This is a genomic window from Arthrobacter sp. P4_F11 (genome assembly GCF_056401395.1).
Genome location: NZ_JBFUJK010000018.1, coordinates 1 through 18,638, shown reverse-complemented (window position 1 = coordinate 18,638; position 18,638 = coordinate 1). Strand labels below are relative to the sequence as shown.

19 protein-coding genes are annotated in these 18,638 nt (G+C 69.5%); 10 read left to right on the top strand and 9 right to left on the bottom strand.

Translation table 11 applies throughout. From position 1 onward, the window contains the following. Window positions 1-4 precede the first annotated feature (4 nt). The 4 genes from AC1DRO_RS17940 to AC1DRO_RS17925 all read right to left on the bottom strand — a co-directional run bounded on the left by AC1DRO_RS17940 (window position 5) and on the right by AC1DRO_RS17925 (window position 3,985). Window positions 5-334 carry a biotin/lipoyl-containing protein gene (locus AC1DRO_RS17940; RefSeq protein WP_018775751.1) on the bottom strand — a complete coding sequence of 110 codons (330 nt, stop codon included), beginning with the start codon at window positions 332-334 and terminating at the stop codon, window positions 5-7. Beyond that, window positions 327-1,421, bottom strand: a complete 1,095-nt coding sequence (locus tag AC1DRO_RS17935; protein ID WP_476951877.1) for an alpha-ketoacid dehydrogenase subunit beta — start codon at window positions 1,419-1,421, stop codon at window positions 327-329. Before AC1DRO_RS17935 ends, AC1DRO_RS17940 begins: the two co-directional genes overlap by 8 nt. Continuing rightward, window positions 1,414-2,451 carry a thiamine pyrophosphate-dependent enzyme gene (locus tag AC1DRO_RS17930; RefSeq protein WP_476951876.1) on the bottom strand — a complete coding sequence of 346 codons (1,038 nt, stop codon included), beginning with the start codon at window positions 2,449-2,451 and terminating at the stop codon, window positions 1,414-1,416. The genes AC1DRO_RS17935 and AC1DRO_RS17930 overlap by 8 nt, the downstream gene beginning before the upstream one ends. Before the next feature lie 106 nt (window positions 2,452-2,557). Beyond that, window positions 2,558-3,985, bottom strand: a complete 1,428-nt coding sequence (locus AC1DRO_RS17925; protein WP_476943380.1) for an amino acid permease — start codon at window positions 3,983-3,985, stop codon at window positions 2,558-2,560. Between the two features lie 183 nt (window positions 3,986-4,168). Here AC1DRO_RS17925 and AC1DRO_RS17920 point away from each other — a divergent pair, with 183 nt between their 5' ends. Further along, window positions 4,169-4,645: an Lrp/AsnC family transcriptional regulator gene (locus tag AC1DRO_RS17920; protein WP_028277521.1), complete on the top strand. Its 477-nt coding sequence runs from the start codon at window positions 4,169-4,171 to the stop codon at window positions 4,643-4,645. Here the strand turns inward: AC1DRO_RS17920 and AC1DRO_RS17915 are convergent. Next, a complete protein-coding gene (locus AC1DRO_RS17915; protein ID WP_476951917.1) occupies window positions 4,642-5,286 on the bottom strand; it encodes a maleylpyruvate isomerase N-terminal domain-containing protein in 645 nt (214 codons plus the stop codon). The genes AC1DRO_RS17920 and AC1DRO_RS17915 overlap by 4 nt on opposite strands. Before the next feature lie 417 nt (window positions 5,287-5,703). Between AC1DRO_RS17915 and AC1DRO_RS17910 the strand changes: the two genes are divergently transcribed. The 5 genes from AC1DRO_RS17910 to AC1DRO_RS17890 are packed head-to-tail and all read left to right on the top strand — an operon-like array spanning window position 5,704 to window position 11,507. Then, window positions 5,704-6,288, top strand: a complete 585-nt coding sequence (locus AC1DRO_RS17910) for an NUDIX hydrolase (RefSeq protein ID WP_476951875.1) — start codon at window positions 5,704-5,706, stop codon at window positions 6,286-6,288. Next, window positions 6,285-7,592: a quinolinate synthase NadA gene (gene nadA, locus AC1DRO_RS17905; RefSeq protein ID WP_476951874.1), complete on the top strand. Its 1,308-nt coding sequence runs from the start codon at window positions 6,285-6,287 to the stop codon at window positions 7,590-7,592. Before AC1DRO_RS17910 ends, nadA begins: the two co-directional genes overlap by 4 nt. Then, window positions 7,589-9,376, top strand: coding sequence for an L-aspartate oxidase (locus AC1DRO_RS17900; RefSeq protein WP_476951873.1), 1,788 nt, complete (start codon window positions 7,589-7,591; stop codon window positions 9,374-9,376). Before nadA ends, AC1DRO_RS17900 begins: the two co-directional genes overlap by 4 nt. Further along, window positions 9,373-10,338 carry a carboxylating nicotinate-nucleotide diphosphorylase gene (nadC, locus tag AC1DRO_RS17895; RefSeq protein ID WP_476951872.1) on the top strand — a complete coding sequence of 322 codons (966 nt, stop codon included), beginning with the start codon at window positions 9,373-9,375 and terminating at the stop codon, window positions 10,336-10,338. The genes AC1DRO_RS17900 and nadC overlap by 4 nt, the downstream gene beginning before the upstream one ends. 8 nt (window positions 10,339-10,346) lie before the next feature. Continuing rightward, window positions 10,347-11,507 carry a cysteine desulfurase family protein gene (locus tag AC1DRO_RS17890; protein ID WP_476951871.1) on the top strand — a complete coding sequence of 387 codons (1,161 nt, stop codon included), beginning with the start codon at window positions 10,347-10,349 and terminating at the stop codon, window positions 11,505-11,507. Between the two features lie 76 nt (window positions 11,508-11,583). On the opposite strand, the gene AC1DRO_RS17885 is transcribed toward AC1DRO_RS17890, so the two are convergent. Next, complete coding sequence (locus AC1DRO_RS17885) at window positions 11,584-12,069, bottom strand: GtrA family protein (RefSeq protein WP_028277527.1); 486 nt, start codon at window positions 12,067-12,069, stop codon at window positions 11,584-11,586. 4 nt (window positions 12,070-12,073) lie between these two features. After that, complete coding sequence (locus AC1DRO_RS17880; protein ID WP_079554377.1) at window positions 12,074-12,748, bottom strand: DUF1684 domain-containing protein; 675 nt, start codon at window positions 12,746-12,748, stop codon at window positions 12,074-12,076. Window positions 12,749-12,873: 125 nt separating this feature from the next. On the opposite strand from AC1DRO_RS17880, the gene AC1DRO_RS17875 reads away from it, so the two are divergent. The 3 genes from AC1DRO_RS17875 (at window position 12,874) to AC1DRO_RS17865 (ending at window position 16,066) form a co-directional block, all read left to right on the top strand. Then, window positions 12,874-14,316, top strand: coding sequence for a M20/M25/M40 family metallo-hydrolase (locus tag AC1DRO_RS17875; protein ID WP_476951870.1), 1,443 nt, complete (start codon window positions 12,874-12,876; stop codon window positions 14,314-14,316). Between the two features lie 30 nt (window positions 14,317-14,346). Beyond that, complete coding sequence (locus tag AC1DRO_RS17870) at window positions 14,347-15,177, top strand: hypothetical protein (RefSeq protein ID WP_476951869.1); 831 nt, start codon at window positions 14,347-14,349, stop codon at window positions 15,175-15,177. Between the two features lie 85 nt (window positions 15,178-15,262). Then, the gene (locus tag AC1DRO_RS17865) at window positions 15,263-16,066 is read left to right on the top strand and encodes a transglutaminase-like domain-containing protein (protein WP_476951868.1); all 804 of its coding nucleotides are present in this window, start codon (window positions 15,263-15,265) and stop codon (window positions 16,064-16,066) included. A 50-nt stretch (window positions 16,067-16,116) separates the two neighbouring features. On the opposite strand, the gene AC1DRO_RS17860 is transcribed toward AC1DRO_RS17865, so the two are convergent. Both AC1DRO_RS17860 and AC1DRO_RS17855 read right to left on the bottom strand, forming a co-directional pair. Next, the gene (locus tag AC1DRO_RS17860; RefSeq protein ID WP_243181330.1) at window positions 16,117-16,578 is read right to left on the bottom strand and encodes a MarR family winged helix-turn-helix transcriptional regulator; all 462 of its coding nucleotides are present in this window, start codon (window positions 16,576-16,578) and stop codon (window positions 16,117-16,119) included. Continuing rightward, window positions 16,578-17,702, bottom strand: a complete 1,125-nt coding sequence (locus AC1DRO_RS17855) for an LLM class flavin-dependent oxidoreductase (protein ID WP_476951867.1) — start codon at window positions 17,700-17,702, stop codon at window positions 16,578-16,580. Before AC1DRO_RS17855 ends, AC1DRO_RS17860 begins: the two co-directional genes overlap by 1 nt. A 230-nt stretch (window positions 17,703-17,932) precedes the next feature. On the opposite strand from AC1DRO_RS17855, the gene AC1DRO_RS17850 reads away from it, so the two are divergent. Next, window positions 17,933-18,638, top strand: a 706-nt coding sequence (locus AC1DRO_RS17850; RefSeq protein ID WP_476951866.1) for a M20/M25/M40 family metallo-hydrolase, incomplete at its 3' end; no start/stop codon positions are given.

Sequence of the window (18,638 nt, the reverse complement as noted above, 5' to 3'; positions counted from 1 at the left end):
GCTCTCAGTCCTCATCAAGTACGGCGCTCAGGCGGACCCGGCGCTTCGGTGCCTCTTCCTTCGGGACCGTGCCCACGATGCCGGCGGTGTTGTCCGGCACCTCAAACACAATCAGGGGCTCGCCGACATTGATCTTGTCGCCGGGCCCGCCGTAGATACGCACTACCTTACCTGCCTGCGGGCTGGGCAATTCAACGGCCGACTTGGTGGTTTCGACCTCCACGAGCGGCTGGTTGCGTTCCACCTGCTCGCCCGGGGAAACCAGCCATTCCAGCACGGTGGCCTCGATCAGGCCCTCGCCGAGATCCGGGAGCGGGAAGGAAATTTCAGCCACGTTTGTACTCCAATACTCGCTGGATGCCGAAGAGGATCCGGTCAATGTTCGGGATGTATTCATCTTCCAGGTCGCCCGAGGGGTACGGGACGTCGAAGCCGGTAATGCGCTCCACCGGCGCCCTGAGGGTGTCGAAGCAGCTTTGCGTGATCAGCTGCGCCACTTCGGCGCCGAGGCCGGAGGTCAGCGGCGCCTCGTGGACGACGACGGCGCGGCGCGTCTTGCGCACGGAGGCGGCGAGGGCCTCGGCGTCGATCGGCTTGAGCCAGCGCAGGTCCAGGACCTCGATGTCGATCCCGTCCTCGGCCGCGAGCTCCGCCACCTGCAGGCAGCGGGCCACCATGGCGCCCCAGGCGACCAGGGTGAGGTGGCGGCCTTCGCGCATCACCTTGGCGCCGGTGGGGGAGCCGCCATCTGCGTCGTGCCGGGCGGTGTCCACCTCACCCTTCTGCCAGTACCGCGACTTCGGCTCCATGAAGATCACCGGGTCCGGCCGCGTGGCGGCGTACTTGAGCAGGTGGTAGGCCTCATGCGGGTTCGACGGCGCGACCACCTTCAGGCCCGGTACGTGGGCGAAGAGCGCCTCCAGGCTTTCGCCGTGGTGTTCGGGGGCGCGGATGCCGCCGAAGCTGGGCACCCGCAGGGTGATGGGCATCGGCATGGTGCCCCGGCTGCGGTAGTTCATCCGGGCGATCTGGCAGACGATCTGGTTGATGGCCGGATACGCGAAGCCGTCGAACTGGACCTCGGGAATGGGGTGGAACCCGGCCATCGCCAGGCCCACGGACATGCCCAGGATGCCGGATTCCGCCAGCGGGGTGTCAAAGACGCGCTGCGCGCCGTGCCTGGCCTGCAGCCCGTCGGTGATGCGGAAGACGCCGCCGAGCCGGCCGCAGTCCTCGCCGAAGACGACGGCTTTGGGGTTCTCCGCGAGGACCTCGTCGAGGGCGCGGTTGAGTGCCTGCTGCATCGACATCACCGTGGTGGCGGGCTCGCTTCCGGCCGGGTTGGTGACAGTGTCGTCGCCGGTGTCGTCGGCAGTGCTCTCGCCGCTGGCGCTTTCGCTTTCGAGTATCGAGTTAGACATGTTCGGACTCCTCGCGCCAGTTGGCGGCCTGGGCCTGCAGGGCAGGGGTGGTTTCCTGGAAGACCAGGTCAAACATTTCGGTGCCGGGCCGGGAGCCCAGGGCCTGGATGCCGGTACGGATCTGCTCCTCTTCGGCCTTGGCCGCGGCCAGCGCCTCGGCGAAGAACGCCTCGTCGGCGATTCCATCGGCCAGCAGCCTTTGCCGGAGCCGCTCGAGCGGGTCGGTGCCTGCGCCGTCGCGTTCCTCGTCGAGGGAGCGGTAGCGGCCCGGATCATCGGACGTGGAGTGCGGGCCGCGGCGGTAGGTCATGGCCTCGATGAGCACCGGGCCGTTGCCGGAACGGGCATGCGCGAAGGCGCGGCGGGTCGCTTCGAGGACCGCGACGACGTCGTCGCCGTCGATCTTCAGCGCCGGCATGCCGTAACCCGCGGCGCGGGCCGCGACGGAGCCGCCGGCCACCTGCCGTTCGGTGGGGACCGAGATGGCCCAGCCGTTGTTCTGGACGAAGAACACCACGGGCGCCTTCATCACGGCGGCGAAGTTCATCGCCTCGTGCACGTCGCCCTGCGATGAGGCGCCGTCGCCGAAGTAGGTCAGGGCGACGCCGTCCTTTTTGTCCAGCGTCTGGCCGTGGGCCCAGCCGACGGCGTGCAGGACGGAGCCGGCGACGACCGCCTGGATCGGGGCCAGCCGGGATTCCATCGGGTTGTACAGGCCGCCGTGCCACGTGGCCTTGTGGGTAGACATGTAGGCCACCATGTCCAGGCCCATGGTCCGGGCAACGCCCATTTCGCGGTAGGTGGGGAAGACGAAGTCCCGGGTGGTGTCCACGGCGTAGCCACTGCCCACCTGGGCCGCTTCCTGGCCGAGTTCGGGGGCGTAGCCGGGGATGATGCCCTGCCGCTGCCAGGCGATGGCCGAGGTGTCGAGGTGCCGGACGGCCACCATGAGCGAATAGAGCTCGCGGAGTTCATCGGCTGTGAGCGGCCCGGCAGCGCTGCCGGAAGCCACGGGGAGAAGTGTGTCCATGCCTGTGACCCTAGTCACCGGCGGCGGGGTGGGCAATCAGCCTAGGCTGGGGTGCCCAGACTGCACACTTATGCCGCCCCGCGCGCCGGTGAGCTTGGCAATTTGTCTAGCGGCTGGGCTGTTCCGCCTGGTCGGCTTTCGCGCCGGCGGCGGCGTTGCGGTTCCGGGTGATCCGGGCGCCGGTCCAGCACGCCACCGCGATGCCGGCCACCAGTACCAGGGTGCTGACCAGCTGCTTGCTGCTCTCCGGGCTGCTGAAGCCGACGGCGAAGATCAGAGCCAGGAGCACGAGCCCGAAGATCGTCAGCCCCGGGAAGCCCTTCATCCGCAGCGGCAGCGCAGTGCCGTCGCGGTCAGCCCGGCGGCGCAGGATCAGCTGGGACACCAGGGCCGAGCCCCACACCACGAGGCAGGTGGAACCGACCAGCTGGAACAGCGCCGGCAGGATCTGGTCCGGGAAGAGCAGTTCGAGAACGGCGGCCAGGAAGCCGAAGGCCACGGAGACGCTCACCGCCACGACCGGGACCCGGGCCGTGTTGAGCTTGGAGAGGAACTTGGGGGCTTCGCCGCGCTCAGAGAGCGAGTACACCATGCGGGACGCGCCGTAGAGGTTGGCGTTCAGGGCGGAGAGCAGCGCGATGACGGCGACCAGGGTGATCGCGGCGCCGGCGCCGGGGATCCGGGCGACGTCGAGGACGCCGGCGAAGGGGGACTTCAGGGCCGCGGAGGTCGAGGGAAGGACGGCCGCGATGACGAATACCGAGCCGATGTAGAACACGAGGATCCGCCAGACGACGGTGCGGATCGCCTGGGCGACGCTGCGCTCCGGGTTTTCCGTCTCGGCCGCGGCCACGCTGACAATCTCGGTGCCGCCGAAGGCGAAGATGACGACGAAGAGTGCGGTTGCGATGCCGCCCAGGCCGGCCGGGGCGAAGCCGGACGTGAAGTTGCTGAGGCCAGGGGACGGGACGTCCGGCAGCAAGCCCAGCAGCAGGGCCCCGCCGATGGCCAGGAATATCACGATGGCAGCCACCTTGAGGATGGCGAACCAGAATTCGAACTCGCCGAAATTCTTCACGCCCGCCAGGTTGATGGCGGTGAACAGGGCCATGAAGATCAGGGAGAGTGCCCAGACGGGGATCACCGGCCACACCGTGAACAGGAGCCCGGCCGCACCGAGGGCCTCGGCCGCGATGACCACCACGAGCTGCAGCCACCAGAGCCAGCCGACGGTGGCGCCCGCGGTCTTGCCCATGGCCTTTTGCGTGTACACGGAGAAGGCGCCGCTGTTGGGATTGGCCGCGGCCATCTCCCCGAGCGCCCACATCACCAGGATGATCAGGGTTCCTGCGACGAGGTAGGAGATCAGCACGGCCGGTCCCGCCGCCTGGATTCCTGCCCCCGAGCCGAGGAACAGGCCGGCGCCGATCGCGCTGCCCAGTCCCATCATTGTCAGCTGGCGTGGTTTCATGCTGTGCCCCAGGCTCGGGGCGGGAACCGCGGTGGGTAGCGTCGCGGTGGACTTCATCGTCATGGCGAACCTTCGTGTGGTTTGGATCTTTTCGTCCTTATGGGACCTATTGAATTTACCGGATTTGGGACCTGCCCCCGGCCGCCGGGGCGCCTCCGCCGTGAGAGCATGGTGGCAGTTTGCTAACTGAATTGGGGCATCGGTGGCTGTTTGTCCGGCCCGGTCCCGCTTGGGAAGGAAGAATCAGTGGACGTTGATCCGCTTGATGCAAAGATTGTCCGATTTTTCACGGATTCCCCCCGGGCCTCGGTCCTGGAGGCCTCCCGTGTACTGAAGGTTGCCCGCGCCACGGTGCAGTCGCGCCTGGACCGGATGCAGGACGCCGGCGTGATTGGCTCATGGGTGCCCCAGCCCGATCCGGCGCACTTCGGCTACCCCGTCGTGGCTTTCTGCTCCCTCACGATCAACCAGGACCTCGGGCACGACGCCGTCGTGGAGGCCCTGGCGCGGATCCCCGAGCTGATCGAGATCCATACCGTCTCCGGGAGCTCGGACCTCATGGCCCGGATAGCCGCCCGCTCCAATTCGGACCTCCAGCGCGTCCTCGATGCCATGATCGCCACCAGATCGGTCCTGCGCTCGTCCTCCGTGATCGTGCTCAATACGCACTTCCAGGGCCGCACCCTGCCGCTGCTGGAAGCCGCGGCCGCCGGCACGGGCTAGAGGACACTCAGGTTTTCGGGCAGGCCGGTCCGGCCGGTAAGCAAGAGCAGCAACTCACCGGCGGACGGCAGCCGGGAGCCGATGGCTCCGGCGAGCTCCAGGGAGGCCGCCACCGCCGGGGCCAAGGCGGCGGGCGGCGGCAGGCCCAGGGCGCGCGCCAGATCCAGGGTGTGCACGGCCAGCTCGAAGGTCCGGGTCGGCAGATAGTCGATGAGCGTCATTACTCCGGCAGGGGTGGCCACCAGGGCATCGTCCGGCGTGTTCCTGACGAGGGCCGTGACGCGTTGGACAAGCTCCCGCACGGCAGCGGCAGGGTCCTCGCCCAGCGCCTCCCCGGTTTCCCTGCCTCGCTGCGCAATCGCGGCGGGCGAGGTGGCGCCCCGGACGGCCAGGAAGTATTCCACTGGACCCGGCACCCGCGCCCCGGCGGCCGGGGTGGCGAGGTAGGTTTCCACGGTGGTCAGGGCGCGGCTCGTGTGGCCGGTCAGCGCCCGGACATCCCATTCACCCAGTGCCGGCCGCGACCACGCCTGGTGCGGTACCTGCCCGGCGAGCTCCATGAATGCCTGGGCCGCTCCCGCGTAACGAGCCCTGACCGCCTCTGAGTCCCTACCCTTTGAGTCCCTACCCTCCGGGTCCATAACTTCTCCGTCCATAGCCTCCGGGCCCATATCTTCTCCGTCCATAGCCCCGATTGTTACCGTTGCCGGCTCCCGCGGACAAGCCCGGACCGAACCCCGGCAGCGCCGGCGCCGCGGCCGTTTCCGCAAATGTGCCCGCCCATGTGACCTGAAACATTTTGCGCCCTGCCGTCTCGGCCGTATCATTAGTTCTAGTCAATTTGACTATAACTAATCCGGCGGTCGGGCCGGATCCGGCCGGGCAGTCCACCGCTGGACCCGCCCGGGACCTCAGAGGGCGGGTGAACCACCGTTTACACCACAGCAGCCAACGTCTCGGAGCGCCAGACCGCGCCGCCGTCGCTGGCCATCTCCACGGTGATCTTTGCGCTGCGCCCCAGCGAGAGGTCCGGACGGCCCACACTGTGGATTCCGCTGGTGCGCCGGATCCGCGAGCCGTTCAAGGGCCTGTGGGCCCTGCCGGGCGGCCCGCTCACGCACTCCGAGTCACTCCAGGACGCCGCCTCGCGGAACCTGCGCGAGACCACCGGGCTGGCCCCGAACTACCTCGAACAGCTCTACGCCTTTGGCGGGCTGCACCGCTCGCCCACCCAGCGCGTCGTCTCGATCGTGTACTGGGCACTCGTCCAGCCCACGGAGGCCGCGCTGGCCGACGAATCGGAGAACGTGCGCTGGTTCCGCGCCGACAGGCTGGACGAGCTGGCCTTCGACCACAACTCGATCGTCGACTACGCGCTGTGGCGTCTGCGCAACAAGATGGCCTACGGATCCATCGCCTACCACCTGCTGGGCGAGTACTTCACCCTCGCCCAGGTCCGGGAGGTCTACGAGGCCGTCCTGGACCGCGAACTCGATCCCGCCAACTTCCGCCGGCAGGTCAAGGCCACACCGGAAATCGAAGAAACCGACCATTATCTGCAGGGCGGCAAGCACCGCCCGCCCCGCCTCTACCGCTTCACCGGCCGCCCAGGCCTCGACCCAGACAACAGGAGCACACCATGAGCAGCGTCAACACGGCAATCCAGCTGATCACGCGCGAGCAGGCCACCACCATGGCACAGGGCGCGGCCGCCTCCACCTGCAGCCCCGCGCTGGCCCGCGGGCCCTGGGACTACGACCTCGCCGAGGCCCTCGCCGGAGTGCCCGCCTACGGGCCGGGAGCCTCCTCCGCCGACGTCGCACCGGCCTCCACTCCCCGGCAGGGCCAGCTCCCGGAAGAATACAAGCTCGCTTCCGACGCCGAACTCGACGCCCGGATCCGCGCCGCCAAAGCGGCACTGGGGGACCGCGCCGTCGTGCTGGGGCACTTCTACCAGCGCGACGAAGTGATCGAATACGCCGACTTCGTGGGCGATTCGTTCCAGCTCGCCAACGCCGCCCTTACCCGGCCCGACGCGGAGGCCATCGTCTTCTGCGGCGTGCACTTCATGGCCGAGACGGCGGACATCCTGTCCCGCCCCGACCAGGCCGTGATCCTGCCCAACCTGGCCGCGGGCTGCTCCATGGCCGACATGGCGGACATCGACTCGGTCACCGAGTGCTGGGAACAGCTTGAGGAGGTCTTCGGCACCGAGTCCGACGCCGAGGGCCGGGTCCCGGTCATTCCGGTCACCTACATGAACTCCTCCGCCGCCCTCAAGGGCTTCTGCGGCGAGCGCGGCGGGATCGTCTGCACCTCCTCGAACGCCGCGACGGTGCTGGAATGGGCCTTCGAACGCGGCCAGCGCGTGCTGTTCTTCCCCGACCAGCACCTGGGCCGCAACACCGCCAAGGCCATGGGGGTGCCGCTGGAGCAGATGCCGATGTGGAACCCGCGCAGGGACCTCGGCGGCAACGACGAACAGGCCCTGCTCGATTCCCGGGTAATCCTCTGGCACGGCTTCTGCTCGGTCCACAAGCGCTTCAACGTGGGCCAGATCGAAAAGGCCCGCGCCGAGTTCCCCGGCGTGCAGGTGATCGTGCACCCGGAATGCCCCATGGAGGTGGTGGATGCCGCCGATTCCGCCGGGTCAACCGACTTCATCAAGAAGGCCATCGCCGCGGCCACGGAACCCACCACGTTCGCGATCGGCACCGAAATCAACATGGTGAACCGGCTCGCCGCGGAATACCCGCAGCACACCATCTTCTGCCTGGACCCGGTGATCTGCCCCTGCTCCACGATGTACCGCATCCACCCCGGCTACCTCGCCTGGGTCCTGGAAGCGCTGGTCCGCGGCGAGGTGCTGAACCGCATCACCGTGGACGAAGACGTGGCCGCCCCGGCCAAGGTGGCCCTGGAGCGCATGCTGGCGGCGCGGCCGTGACCAGGCGGCTCGTGATCGTCGGCAGCGGGATTGCGGGGCTCTACGCCGCGCTGCTCGCCACCGACGACGCCGCCACCGGCGGCCGTGACATCGAGGTGGTCCTCCTGAGCAAGGGGACGCTGGAGCAAAGCAACACGTTCTACGCCCAGGGCGGCATCTCGGCCGTGCTGGCCCCGGAGGATGCCGCCCCCGGGGACTCCGTGGCAGCGCACATCGCGGACACGCTCGCCGCCGGTGCCGGGCTCAACGACCCCGAGGCAGTCCGGGTCCTGTGTACAGAGGCCGTCCGGGACATCGCTGGCCTGGGCCGCTACGGCGTGCATTTCGACGCAGCTCCCGGCGGCGGACCGGCCCTGGGCCTGGAAGCGGCACACTCGGCGCCGCGCATCCTGCACGCCGGCGGGGACGCGACGGGCGCCTGCATCGCCCGCGGGCTCGTCGCCGCCGTCCTCGAACGCGCCGTCCTGGACCGCGCCGGCCACGGCCGGCTCCGGGTGGAGACCAGCGCGTTCGTTACCGGGCTCCTGACCGGACCGGACGACCTGGCTGAAGCGCTGCCGGACGAACTGTCACAGCCCGGCAGCACGCCCCCGACGCCGGCCCGGGTCACCGGAGTGGCCTACCTGGCCGCCGGACGGCCCCAGTCGCTGGCCGCCGACGCCGTCCTGCTCACCACCGGCGGGGCGGGCCGGCTCTTTGCCCGCACCAGCAACCCCGCCGTCGCCACCGCCGACGGCCTGGCCCTGGCCTGGCGTGCCGGCGCCGCGGTGCGGGACCTCGAGTTCTTCCAGTTCCACCCCACCACCCTTGCCGCCGAGGAGATTCCAGGCGGGCCGCCGGCCCTGCTCATCTCCGAAGCGGTCCGTGGCGAGGGCGCGGTGCTGCTGGACTCCGCGGGATACCGCTTCATGCCCGACTACCACCCCGACGCCGAACTGGCCCCCCGCGACGTCGTCTCCCGCAGCATCGCCCTGCACCTGGCCGCCACCGGGGCCGCGCCGGACAGCCCGGTCTACCTGGACGCCCGCGGCATCGAGGCAGAGCGGGGCGCGGGCTTCCTGGCCCGGCGGTTCCCAACCATCACGGCGGCCACCCTCGCCGCCGGCTACGACTGGACCACAGAAACGGTCCCCGTCTCCCCGGCAGCGCACTACTGGATGGGCGGCGTGTGCACCGACCTGCGGGGCCGCACGTCCGTTCCCGGCCTGTACGCCGCCGGCGAGGTCGCCCGCACCGGGGCGCAGGGGGCAAACCGGCTGGCGAGCAACTCGCTGCTGGAGGGCCTCGTGTTTGGCCGCCGTGCGGTCGAGGACTTCCTGCGCGCCGACCCGTCGCACGACACCACTGCTCCGCGTGCTGTCTCGGCCGCGGGCGGCCTCCCCTTGAGGCACGCTTCCGCAGCGCCGTCGCACGACTTCACGTCAGGGGAGGACACTTTAGCGAGCGTGTCCGAAGATTTTGTGAAGTCGGTATCCGCGTACGGGGTTTTCTCGCGCGACGCTCTTCGGCGGTTGATGACGGCGGACGCCGGGGTAATGCGCAGCGGGGAGCAACTGCGGGAGGCGGAGACCGTGCTTGCGGCCTGGGACGCCGTTGTCCATTCTGAGACCGCTCCCGATGCCGGCCTCGATCAGGATGCCCATGAGGACCGGAACCTGCTCCTCGCGGCCCGCCTGCTTGTGGCGGCTGCGCTGAACCGCACGCAGTCCGTCGGAGCCCACTACCGGGCGGACACGGACGACGCCTCAGCCCTCACCCATTCCATGCAAAGGATTTCCTCATGACCACCACTGCCCACGCAACCGCCGCCCCGGAAACCCTGCCCTCCCGCGCCGCGGCGCTCGCCGGGAGCCTGCCCGGGGCCGCCGTCCTGGCAGTCCTTCGCACGGCGCTGCAGGAGGACGCCCCGTCCGGGGACATCACCTCGCAGGTGCTCATCCCCGCGCAGGCGCGGGCGACGGCGGTGCTCAATGCGCGCGTTCCCGGCGTGCTGAGCGGAGGGGAGGTCTTCGCTGCGGCGATGAAGCTGACCGACCCGGGCGCCGTCGTCGAACTGCTGGTCAACGACGGCGAGGCCTTCGCCGCCGGAACCGCCCTGGCCCGCGTGACCGGGAACGCCCGCGCCGTGCTGCTGGCCGAACGCGTCGCCCTGAACCTGGTCCAGCGGATGTGCGCCATCGCCACCAAAACGGCCGAGTTCGTGGCGCTCGTGGCCGGCACCGGGGCCCGGATCACCGATACCCGCAAGACGACGCCGGGGCTGCGGGTGCTCGAACGCTACGCCGTGCGGTGCGGCGGCGGCGCCAACCACCGCTTCAGCCTCTCCGACGCAGTCCTGGCCAAGGACAACCACTTGGCCGTTCTTACCGGCGGCGATCCGGCGAAGCTGACCGCAGTGTTGCGCGGCGCCAAGGCCCAGCTCGGCCACACGACACACTTCGAGGTGGAGGTGGACACCATGGAGCAGATCGAGCCCGTCCTTGCCGCCGGGGTGGACACCATCATGCTGGACAACTTCTCCCTGGCCGAGCTCGCGGCCGGCGTCGGGCTGGTGGGCGGCCGGGCCCGCGTCGAGGCCAGCGGCAACGTCAACCTCGCCACCGTGGCGGACATCGCGGCCACCGGGGTGGACGTCATCTCGATCGGCGCCCTGACACACAGTGTCACGGCCCTGGACCTCGGCCTGGACATCGAGCTTGACGTCGAGCCGGCCGTCGACTCCGGCGACGGTCCGGCGGCCGGCTGAGGCGCACCATGATCTTCCTCGACGCCGCAGCCACCACCCCGGTCCGCCGCGAGGTGCTGGAGGCCATGTGGCCGTACCTCACGGGCGAATTCGGCAACCCGTCAAGCCATCACTCCCTGGGTGAGGCGGCTGCCGCGGCGCTCGCGGGGGCCCGCGCCGCAACCGCCAAGGCCCTCGGCTGCCGCCCCGGGGAAGTCGTCTTCACCTCCGGCGGCACGGAAGCGGACAACCTCGCCGTCAAGGGCATCGCCCTTGCCCGGCGCGCCGCCGATCCGCGGCTGGACCGGGTGGCGATCAGCGCCGTCGAGCATCCTGCGGTGGAAGAATCCGCCCGGTACCTCGAACGGGTCCACGGCTTCGCCGTCGACGTGATCCCCGTGGACCGCTTCGGGCAGGTGAGCGAAGAGGCCCTCGCCGCCGTGCTGCAGCCCGGCACGGCCCTGGTCAGCATCATGTACGCCAACAACGAGGTCGGCACGGTCCAGCCCATCGCCCGGCTCGCGGCGCTGGCCCGGGCGCACGGAGTCCCGTTCCACACCGACGCCGTCCAGGCCGCCGGCTGGCTGCCGCTGGACACCGGCGCACTGGGCGTGGACGCGCTGAGTATTTCCGGCCACAAGCTGGGCGCGCCCAAGGGCAGCGGTGCGCTGTTTGTGCGCGGCCGGGTCCGGCTTGAACCGCTGGTCCACGGCGGCGGGCAGGAGCGGGGCCGCCGGTCGGGCACGGAAAACGTCGCCGGCGCCGTGGCGCTGGCGACGGCCCTGGCACTGCCGCGGGAACCGGCCGGGCGCGTCGCTGCCCTCCGCGACGGGTTCATTGACGCCGTGCTGGCCGGTGTTCCCGGCGCGCTGCTCACCGGCCACCCCACCGAGCGGCTGCCCTCGGTGGCCTCCTTCTGCTTCCCGGGCACGAGCGGCGAGTCCGTGCTGCTGGAGCTCGAACGCCAGGGCATCATCTGCTCCAGCGGTTCCGCGTGTGCCGCCGGCTCGGATGCGCCCTCAACCGTGCTGCTGGCCCTGGGCATCGGGCCCGAGATCGCCCAGACGGCGGTGCGGTTCAGCTTCGACTCGACCGTGACGGCAGCGCAGTTGCAGGAGGCGGCGGCCGCGGTCCGCACCGCCGTCGCCGGCGTCCGCTCCCTCGGCACCCCTCCACCGGTTGAGCTGTGACTACATGTCCCTATCGGGCCGCCTCCATGGCGGCGTGAACTGATAGCTCAACCCGGGGTGGGGGCCGTGGGCGACGTCAGCGGTGGCGGGCGCGGCGGAAGATCCAGTGCCGCAGCATCGTGAACCGCACGGCGGTGGCGGCGAAACCGGAAAGGGTGGTGGTCCACAGCTCCTCGGCCACGGTGGCGTCCGGGTTGACCCAGTGCAGGACGGCGAGGCTGCCGCCGGTGATCAGCAGCGCGACGAGGATTACGATCAGGCCGTTGAGGTGGTCGCGCTTCATCCGGCGGCGTTCGGTGATCTTGAACGTCAGGCGCCGGTTGAGTGCGGTATTCATGAACGACGTCAGGATCAGGGCCGCCGCGTTGGCCGGCTGTGCCCCAAGCCAGGGCCGGGAGAGGGCGTACAGGGCCAGGGAGGTCAGGGTGCAGACAATGCCGACGCCGGTGAACCGGATGAGCTGCCGGACCACGGGGTAACGGAGGACTCCACGGTACCGGCGGGTCTTCGGCCCGAGGACGACGGCGGGGGCAGGGTCAAGCTGTTCGAGCTGGGACTCCATCCGCTCAGTACAGCTCGCCCACGGGGATGTCCACGGCCAGCCGGTTTGCCGGGCCAGCCAGCGGACATGCCCAGGCCTCGTTGTAGGCGCACGAGGGGTTGTAGGCGAAATTGAAGTCCAGGATGAATTCGGCGTCGGGCCCGGAGCCCCGCACGCCGTGGAAAGCTCCCTTGATGGTGTCCAGGAGGTAGCGTCCGGCGCCGTAGCTGCCGCCGGGCTGGCCGGCGGTGGCGTCACGGAACGGCACGAAGATGCCCCCGCCGTAGCCCCTGAGCTTCCAGACCGCGAGCTGTCCCATCTCGGGCAGGTCGAAGGTGCCCAGCCGCACAAACCGGACCAGGCCGTCGGTCCCGGTCTCTACGTTCATCTCCCGCCCGGCGCCCTCGGGGGTCAGCGGGACGTGGAAGCGGTAGATCGGATCGTAGTCCGCCGTTTTCAGGCCGCCGAAGGTGGCCTTGGCCTCGGCCGTCAGCGCGGACGCCGGGTGGGTGCCGAACATGCGGTCCCGCTCCTGGCGCCAGTAGGAATGCGCCTCGGCCGGGCTGTCCGCGGCAATCTTCCGCGTGGTGGCGTAAAGGGCAAAGGTCCGCAGCCGCCAGTCCGCGATATCGAGGGCCGACATGCCTGCCACGTCGCCCAGATCCCCAAAGTGCGTTCCGTCAATGCTCTGTTCGGCCATGCCCCCAGCGTATCCGCTTTCCCGAGGCCGAAATTTGTGCGTCGAATTGTGCCCCGGATTCCGGGGCCGGACCCGCGCGCCGAATAGCCCGTTCCGGCGGACTCTCCGGCCGTAGACTTTCGCGCATGCGCAACCCCCTGCAGAACGCTGCCGCCGGCAATACCCTCAAGAGCCCCGGCGGAACACCGGGCGGCCCCGGACACCCGCCGGGCGCCGGGCGCGCGGCGGCGTCGCTGGCGGAGCTCGTGACGTACCGGACCGTGTCCAGCCGGGCCGAGGGGTCCTCCGCGGCCGGGGCCGGGGTGGAAACAGCCGAGTTCGAGGCCTTCATCGCGGCGCTGCCCCGGTTGTATCCGGCGGTCCATGCTGCCCTGGAACTGGAGCGGGTCAACGGCCACGCCCTCCTGTACCGCTGGCCCGGCGCCGCACCAGCGGAGGACCCGGCGGCCGCGCACCGGGCATCGGTGCTGATGGCACACTACGACGTCGTCCCGGCAGACGACCCGGGGGAGTGGACACACCCGCCGTTCTCCGGCCACAACGACGGCACGTTCCTCTGGGGCCGCGGGACGCTCGATGACAAGGGCCAGCTCGTGGCCATCCTGGAAGCGGCCGAGAGCCTGCTGCTGGCGGGGTATGCGCCCGCGCACGACCTCTACTTCTCGTTCGGCAACAACGAGGAGACGGCCGGCAACAGCGCGGCGGCCGCCGCCGACCTGCTGGCCGGCCGCGGCGTGGCGCCCTGGCTCGTCCTGGACGAGGGCGGTGCCGTCGCGGGCGGCGCCTTCCCGGGGGTGAGCCGGCCGGCCGCCGTCGTCGGCGTGGCCGAAAAGGGAATCCTGGATGTGGAGCTGCTGACCCGGGACCCGGGCGGACACGCCTCCACGCCGCCGCGGATGGGGGCGACAGCGCGGCTGGCCCGCGCCATCACCCGGATCGAGCGCAGCCCGTTCCCGCAGTCGCTGCCGGAGGTGACCGCCGAGATGCTGCGCCGCTTCGGCCCGCACACCCCGCCACCGCTGCGGGCCGTGTTCGCGAACGTGGCACTGCTCCGGCCGCCGATCACCTGGCTCTTCGGCCGGCTCGGCAGCGAGACCAACGCCATGACCCGAACCACCGTCGCCATCACCACGCTCGAAGGCAGCTCCGGGGCCAACGTCCTCGCCGCCACGGCGAAGGCCAACGCCAACATCAGGGTGGCGGTGGGGGAGACGGTCGATGGCACCATGGCACTGCTGCGGAAAATCATCCGCGACCCGAAAGTCGGACTGCGCGTCGTGGAGGGCAACGACCCGTCTCCGGTGTCGCCGTCCTCGGGGGCCCAGTGGGACCTGCTGGCGGACTGCATCGGGCAGGTCTTCCCCGAGGCGATCATCACCCCCTACATCATGATGGGCGGCACCGACTCGCGCCGTTTCACCGGGATCTGCGGTGCCGTGTACCGCTTCGCGCCCTTCTTCATGGACGTCCGGGCCCGCGGCTCGATCCACGCCGTTGACGAAAAGATCGGGCTGGAGACGCTGGAGCAGGGGGTCCGGTTCTACGAAACACTGATGCGGGAGCTCTGAGTCATGCGGCGCCCCGGCTACGCTGGCACCATGACTGGGACGGCCCCTTCTTCAGCAGGCACCGCAGGAATCCGGGGCGCTGTGCTGCGCACCGGCGCGGCGCTCGCGGTCGCGGTGGCAGCCCTTTCGGGCTGCAGCAGCGACGGCAAGGGGACGCCGGTCTGGACCGCGGGCAGCAGCGCGGCGGACAGTGCGAGTGCCGGTGCGAGTGAGAGTGCGACGCCGTCAGCCACCACTAGTGCCGCCGCCTCGGCCAGCGCTTCCCCCACCCCGGGCTCGAGCGCAGCGGCCTGGAAGGTCTTTACCGACCCGGCAAAGTCCGTCAGTTTTGAGGTGCCGCAGGACTGGATTGTCCAGTCCGCAGCTCCCGACGCCGGTGCTCTGCCCGGGGCGCTGAAGATCACCGTCAAGGACGCCGGCGGCGCCTACCTGGCCACCTTGCAGACCGGCCTGCCCCCGCAGCCGGCCGCTGCCTGCCCGGACGACGCCGCCCGCAACTACGTCGTGGTCAGCAGCGTGCCGGTTGACCTGCCGCACGCCGGCGGCGGGGGAACCATTGACCCGCACGTGGTGTTCCGGGTGATCCAGGGCTACAAGTACTTCGGCTCCTACGGCATCACCAACGTGGTGGGCGGCGCCGGCGGCAAGAGCTGCGCGTTGCAGAACCTGGTCCGTGGCCCGGCCGGCAAGGGGGACTATTCGTTTGGGGACCTGACAGTGCTCAAGGCGTTGGCGCCGGACCAGAAGGTTGCCCCCGCCAAGGCGTTCGACACTCTCGACCAGGCGGCCAAGTACGTCAACGAGGGGTCCGAATTCGCGAACGTCCAGCGGATGCTAATGTCTCTGAAGATCAAGAACTAGTCCCGCCCGCCCCGCACATCCCCGGGCCGTTGACGGCGGCTTCTCCTGCACCCACCTCAATCCCACATCCCGGAGACAGAGATACATGGAACGCGCCGTAGCCGCCCGCCTGGCCTTCAAGACCGTTGCCGAAACCAAGGTGGCTCTCGCCGTGGCCGTGGCCCGGAACGCCGGCTACGACTCGATTGACGAATCGCTCAGGGTGACCGCGGGAGGCGGGGACGTGCCGCTGACCGAGCTCTCGGACCATCACGGCGGCCGCTTCCACTACATGGAATTCGCCGAACCCACCGACGTCCTGGTTGAGTATTCGGCCACCGTCACCGGCTTCGCGCTGCCCGAGGAACCCGGGCTCATGGAACTGATCCGCTATGTCCGGCCCAGCCGCTACGCGGAATCGGACCGGCTGTTGCCCACCGCCTACGCCGAATTCGGCGGGCTCCAGGGCGAGGAGCTGCTCCACGCCGTCCGGGACTGGGTTTTCAACGAGCTGCGCTACGTCAGCGGATCCTCGCGGGGGACCGACGGCGCGGTCGAAACACTGCTGCACCGCCGCGGCGTCTGCCGGGACTTTGCCCACCTCGCCATTGCCCTGCTGCGTTCCAAGAACGTCCCGGCCCGGCTGGCCGCCGTCTACGCCCCGGGACTGACCCCGATGGACTTCCACGCCGTGGCCGAGGCGCACATCAACGGCGCCTGGCACGTCATCGACCCCACGGGGCTGGCGCCACGGGAGAGCATGCTGCGGATCACGGCAGGACGCGATTCCTCGGACACCGCCTTCCTGTCCACCGTGGGCGGCAGCCTGTCCCTGAAGGAACTCAGCGTCACCGCCGTCGTCGATAACCTGCCGCAGGAAGACCCGGCGCAGCTCGTCTTGATCCACTAGGCAGCGCACGGCCGAACGGCCGGGCGGCCTCAGGTCACGGCCGCACGGTCTTAGCGCACGGAGACAGCGGCGCGGAGCTTCTCGGTCAGCCGCAGCAGCTCCTGCTGTTCGGCGGCGGAGAGGGCCGGGCCCACGAGGGCGGCGATGTCGCGCACGTGTTCCCGGCCGATCTGCTTCTGCAGGTCCCGTCCGGCATCGGTGAGCCGGATGAGGATCCCGCGGCCGTCCTCCGGGGCCGGAGTCCGTTCAACGAGCCCACGCTTTTCGAGCCGCTCCACCAGCCGGCTCAGGCTGGACTGGCTCAGCAGCACGTTGTCGTTGAGCTCGTTCAGGCGCAGCCACCCGGAGGGGCAGCGGGAGAGCGTAAACAGGACGTCGTACTCATTGAGCGCCAGGGCTTTGAATGCCGGCGCCGCCTGCAGCTTGCGCATCACCGCCACCTGGGCCCGGAACAGGGATTCCCAGGTTTCCGCGGCCAGGCGTACCGGCGATTCGGTAGTCTTGGCGGGCATCAGGAGCCCTGAATGGTGGTCTCCGCCGCGGCGGCGTCGACGGTGCCCGCTGCCAGCGCGGCGGCAACCCGGCCGGCGTGCGTCGGCGGTTCGGGAACGTGTGCCGGCTTGAGCGCGGCATATTCCTTGCGCAGCACCGGCAGTACCTCCTCGCCGAACAGGTCCAGCTGTTCCAGGACGGTCTTCAGCGGCAGGCCGGCGTGGTCGATCAGGAAGAGCTGGCGCTGGTAGTCGCCGAAGTACTCCCTGAACGTCAGGGTCTTTTCGATCACTTCCTGCGGGCTGCCGACGGTCAACGGGGTCTGGGACGTGAAGTCTTCCAGCGAGGGGCCGTGGCCGTAGACCGGGGCGTTGTCGAAGTAGGGACGGAACTCCTTGACGGCGTCCTGGGAGTTCTTCCGCATGAAGAACTGGCCGCCGAGGCCCACAATCGCCTGGTCTGCCTTGCCGTGGCCGTAGTGCTCGTAGCGTTCGCGGTAGAGGCCGATCAGCTGCTGGTAGTGCTCCTTGGGCCAGAAGATGTTGTTGGCGAAGAAGCCGTCACCGTAGTACGCCGCCACTTCGGCGATCTGTGGCGTGCGGATCGAGCCGTGCCACACGAAGGGGGCGACGCCGTCCAGCGGGCGGGGGGTGGAGGTGAAGTTCTGCAACGGGGTGCGGTGCTTGCCGGACCAGTTGACGGTGTCCTCGTCCCAGAGGCGGCGCAGCAGGGAGTAGTTCTCGATCGCGAGTTCGATCCCGTCCTGGATGTTCTTGCCGAACCAGGGGTAGACCGGGGCGGTGTTGCCGCGGCCCAGGACCAGGTCCACGCGTCCGTCCGCGAGGTGCTGGAGCATGGCGAAATCCTCGGCGATCTTCACCGGGTCATTCGTGGTGATCAGCGTGGTGGCCGTGGACAGGATGATGCGCTCCGTCTGGGCGGCGATGTAGGCCAGGGTGGTGGTGGGGGAGGAGGAGAAGAAGGGCCGGTTGTGGTGCTCGCCGATGGCGTAGACATCCATACCGATTTCCTCTACCTTTTTGGCGATCGCCACGGACGCCTTGATGCGTTCGTGCTCCGTCGGGGTGCGGCCCGTGGTGGGGTCGGTGGTGATATCGCTGACGCTGAATACGCCGATCTGCATGATGTGCCTTTCCGTGGCCGGAGACTTCCGGGAGCTGTTCCTACTATAACCGATTTACATGCATTTGCATCTATCGACCGGTACAACGCCCTCCACGGCCAAATATTCCCCCGGCTGTGCGGGGGCGGGCCGGAGGCCACCACAATGAGGGACGGGAGCCGTTGCCACCCGGGCAAAGTCTTCCTCTGGAACGGTCTGGGCGTTATCTTCGGGGGATGGAGGATGTCCACATGATGAAAAGGCCCGGAACGGCTGCGGCCGCAGCCATCTTGCTCGCAATCAGTCTTGTGCTCTCTGGCTGCACTGCCTCGCGGCTGAATCCTGCCGGTGGTGTGGATCCGAGGGCGTTGCTGGCGGAGTTCAGCGGCCGGGGCATGGTGGGCCATCTGGAGGCGTTGCAGCGGATTGCTGATGACAATGGTGGCAACCGGGCCTCGGGGACCTCCGGGTATGAGGCGTCCGCGCGCTATGTCGAGGAGCAGCTGCGTGCCGCGGGGTACACCCCGGTCCGGCAGACCTTCAGCTTCCGCGGCGAGGGCAGGAACCGCAAGCAGGTGGAGAGCTTCAACATCCTGGCCGACACCGCAGGGGACGCCGGGAACACGGTGGTGGTGGGCGGGCACCTGGACTCCGTGCGGGAGGGGCCCGGGATCAACGACAACGGCAGCGGGGTCGCGGCGGTCCTGGAGACCGCGCGGTGGATGAAGGACAGCGGGTTCAGCCCGGCGAACCGGGTCCGGTTTGCGTTCTGGGGCGGCGAGGAGGACGGCCTGTACGGGTCCCAGCATTACGTTGACGAGCTGAGCGCGGCCGAAGTCCGCCGGACGGCGCTTTACCTGAATGTGGACATGGCAGCCTCGCCGAACGGGGTGCGGTCCTTTCACGACGGCGACGGATCGGATTTCGGGGAGGCCGGGCCGATGGGCTCCCAGGAGA

Excerpts from the sequence above, each read along its gene's own strand:
- AC1DRO_RS17885 (WP_028277527.1), bottom strand. The coding sequence starts at position 12,069 with ATGGAGTCCCAGCTCGAACAGCTTGACCCTGCCCCCGCCGTCGTCCTC.
- nadA (WP_476951874.1), top strand. The coding sequence starts at position 6,285 with ATGAGCAGCGTCAACACGGCAATCCAGCTGATCACGCGCGAGCAGGCC.
- AC1DRO_RS17880 (WP_079554377.1), bottom strand. The coding sequence starts at position 12,748 with ATGGCCGAACAGAGCATTGACGGAACGCACTTTGGGGATCTGGGCGAC.
- AC1DRO_RS17875 (WP_476951870.1), top strand. The coding sequence starts at position 12,874 with ATGCGCAACCCCCTGCAGAACGCTGCCGCCGGCAATACCCTCAAGAGC.
- AC1DRO_RS17865 (WP_476951868.1), top strand. The coding sequence starts at position 15,263 with ATGGAACGCGCCGTAGCCGCCCGCCTGGCCTTCAAGACCGTTGCCGAA.
- nadC (WP_476951872.1), top strand. The coding sequence starts at position 9,373 with ATGACCACCACTGCCCACGCAACCGCCGCCCCGGAAACCCTGCCCTCC.
- AC1DRO_RS17930 (WP_476951876.1), bottom strand. The coding sequence starts at position 2,451 with ATGGACACACTTCTCCCCGTGGCTTCCGGCAGCGCTGCCGGGCCGCTC.
- AC1DRO_RS17890 (WP_476951871.1), top strand. The coding sequence starts at position 10,347 with ATGATCTTCCTCGACGCCGCAGCCACCACCCCGGTCCGCCGCGAGGTG.
- AC1DRO_RS17925 (WP_476943380.1), bottom strand. The coding sequence starts at position 3,985 with ATGACGATGAAGTCCACCGCGACGCTACCCACCGCGGTTCCCGCCCCG.
- AC1DRO_RS17935 (WP_476951877.1), bottom strand. The coding sequence starts at position 1,421 with ATGTCTAACTCGATACTCGAAAGCGAAAGCGCCAGCGGCGAGAGCACT.
- AC1DRO_RS17915 (WP_476951917.1), bottom strand. The coding sequence starts at position 5,286 with ATGGACCCGGAGGGTAGGGACTCAAAGGGTAGGGACTCAGAGGCGGTC.
- AC1DRO_RS17860 (WP_243181330.1), bottom strand. The coding sequence starts at position 16,578 with ATGCCCGCCAAGACTACCGAATCGCCGGTACGCCTGGCCGCGGAAACC.
- AC1DRO_RS17855 (WP_476951867.1), bottom strand. The coding sequence starts at position 17,702 with ATGCAGATCGGCGTATTCAGCGTCAGCGATATCACCACCGACCCCACC.
- AC1DRO_RS17870 (WP_476951869.1), top strand. The coding sequence starts at position 14,347 with ATGACTGGGACGGCCCCTTCTTCAGCAGGCACCGCAGGAATCCGGGGC.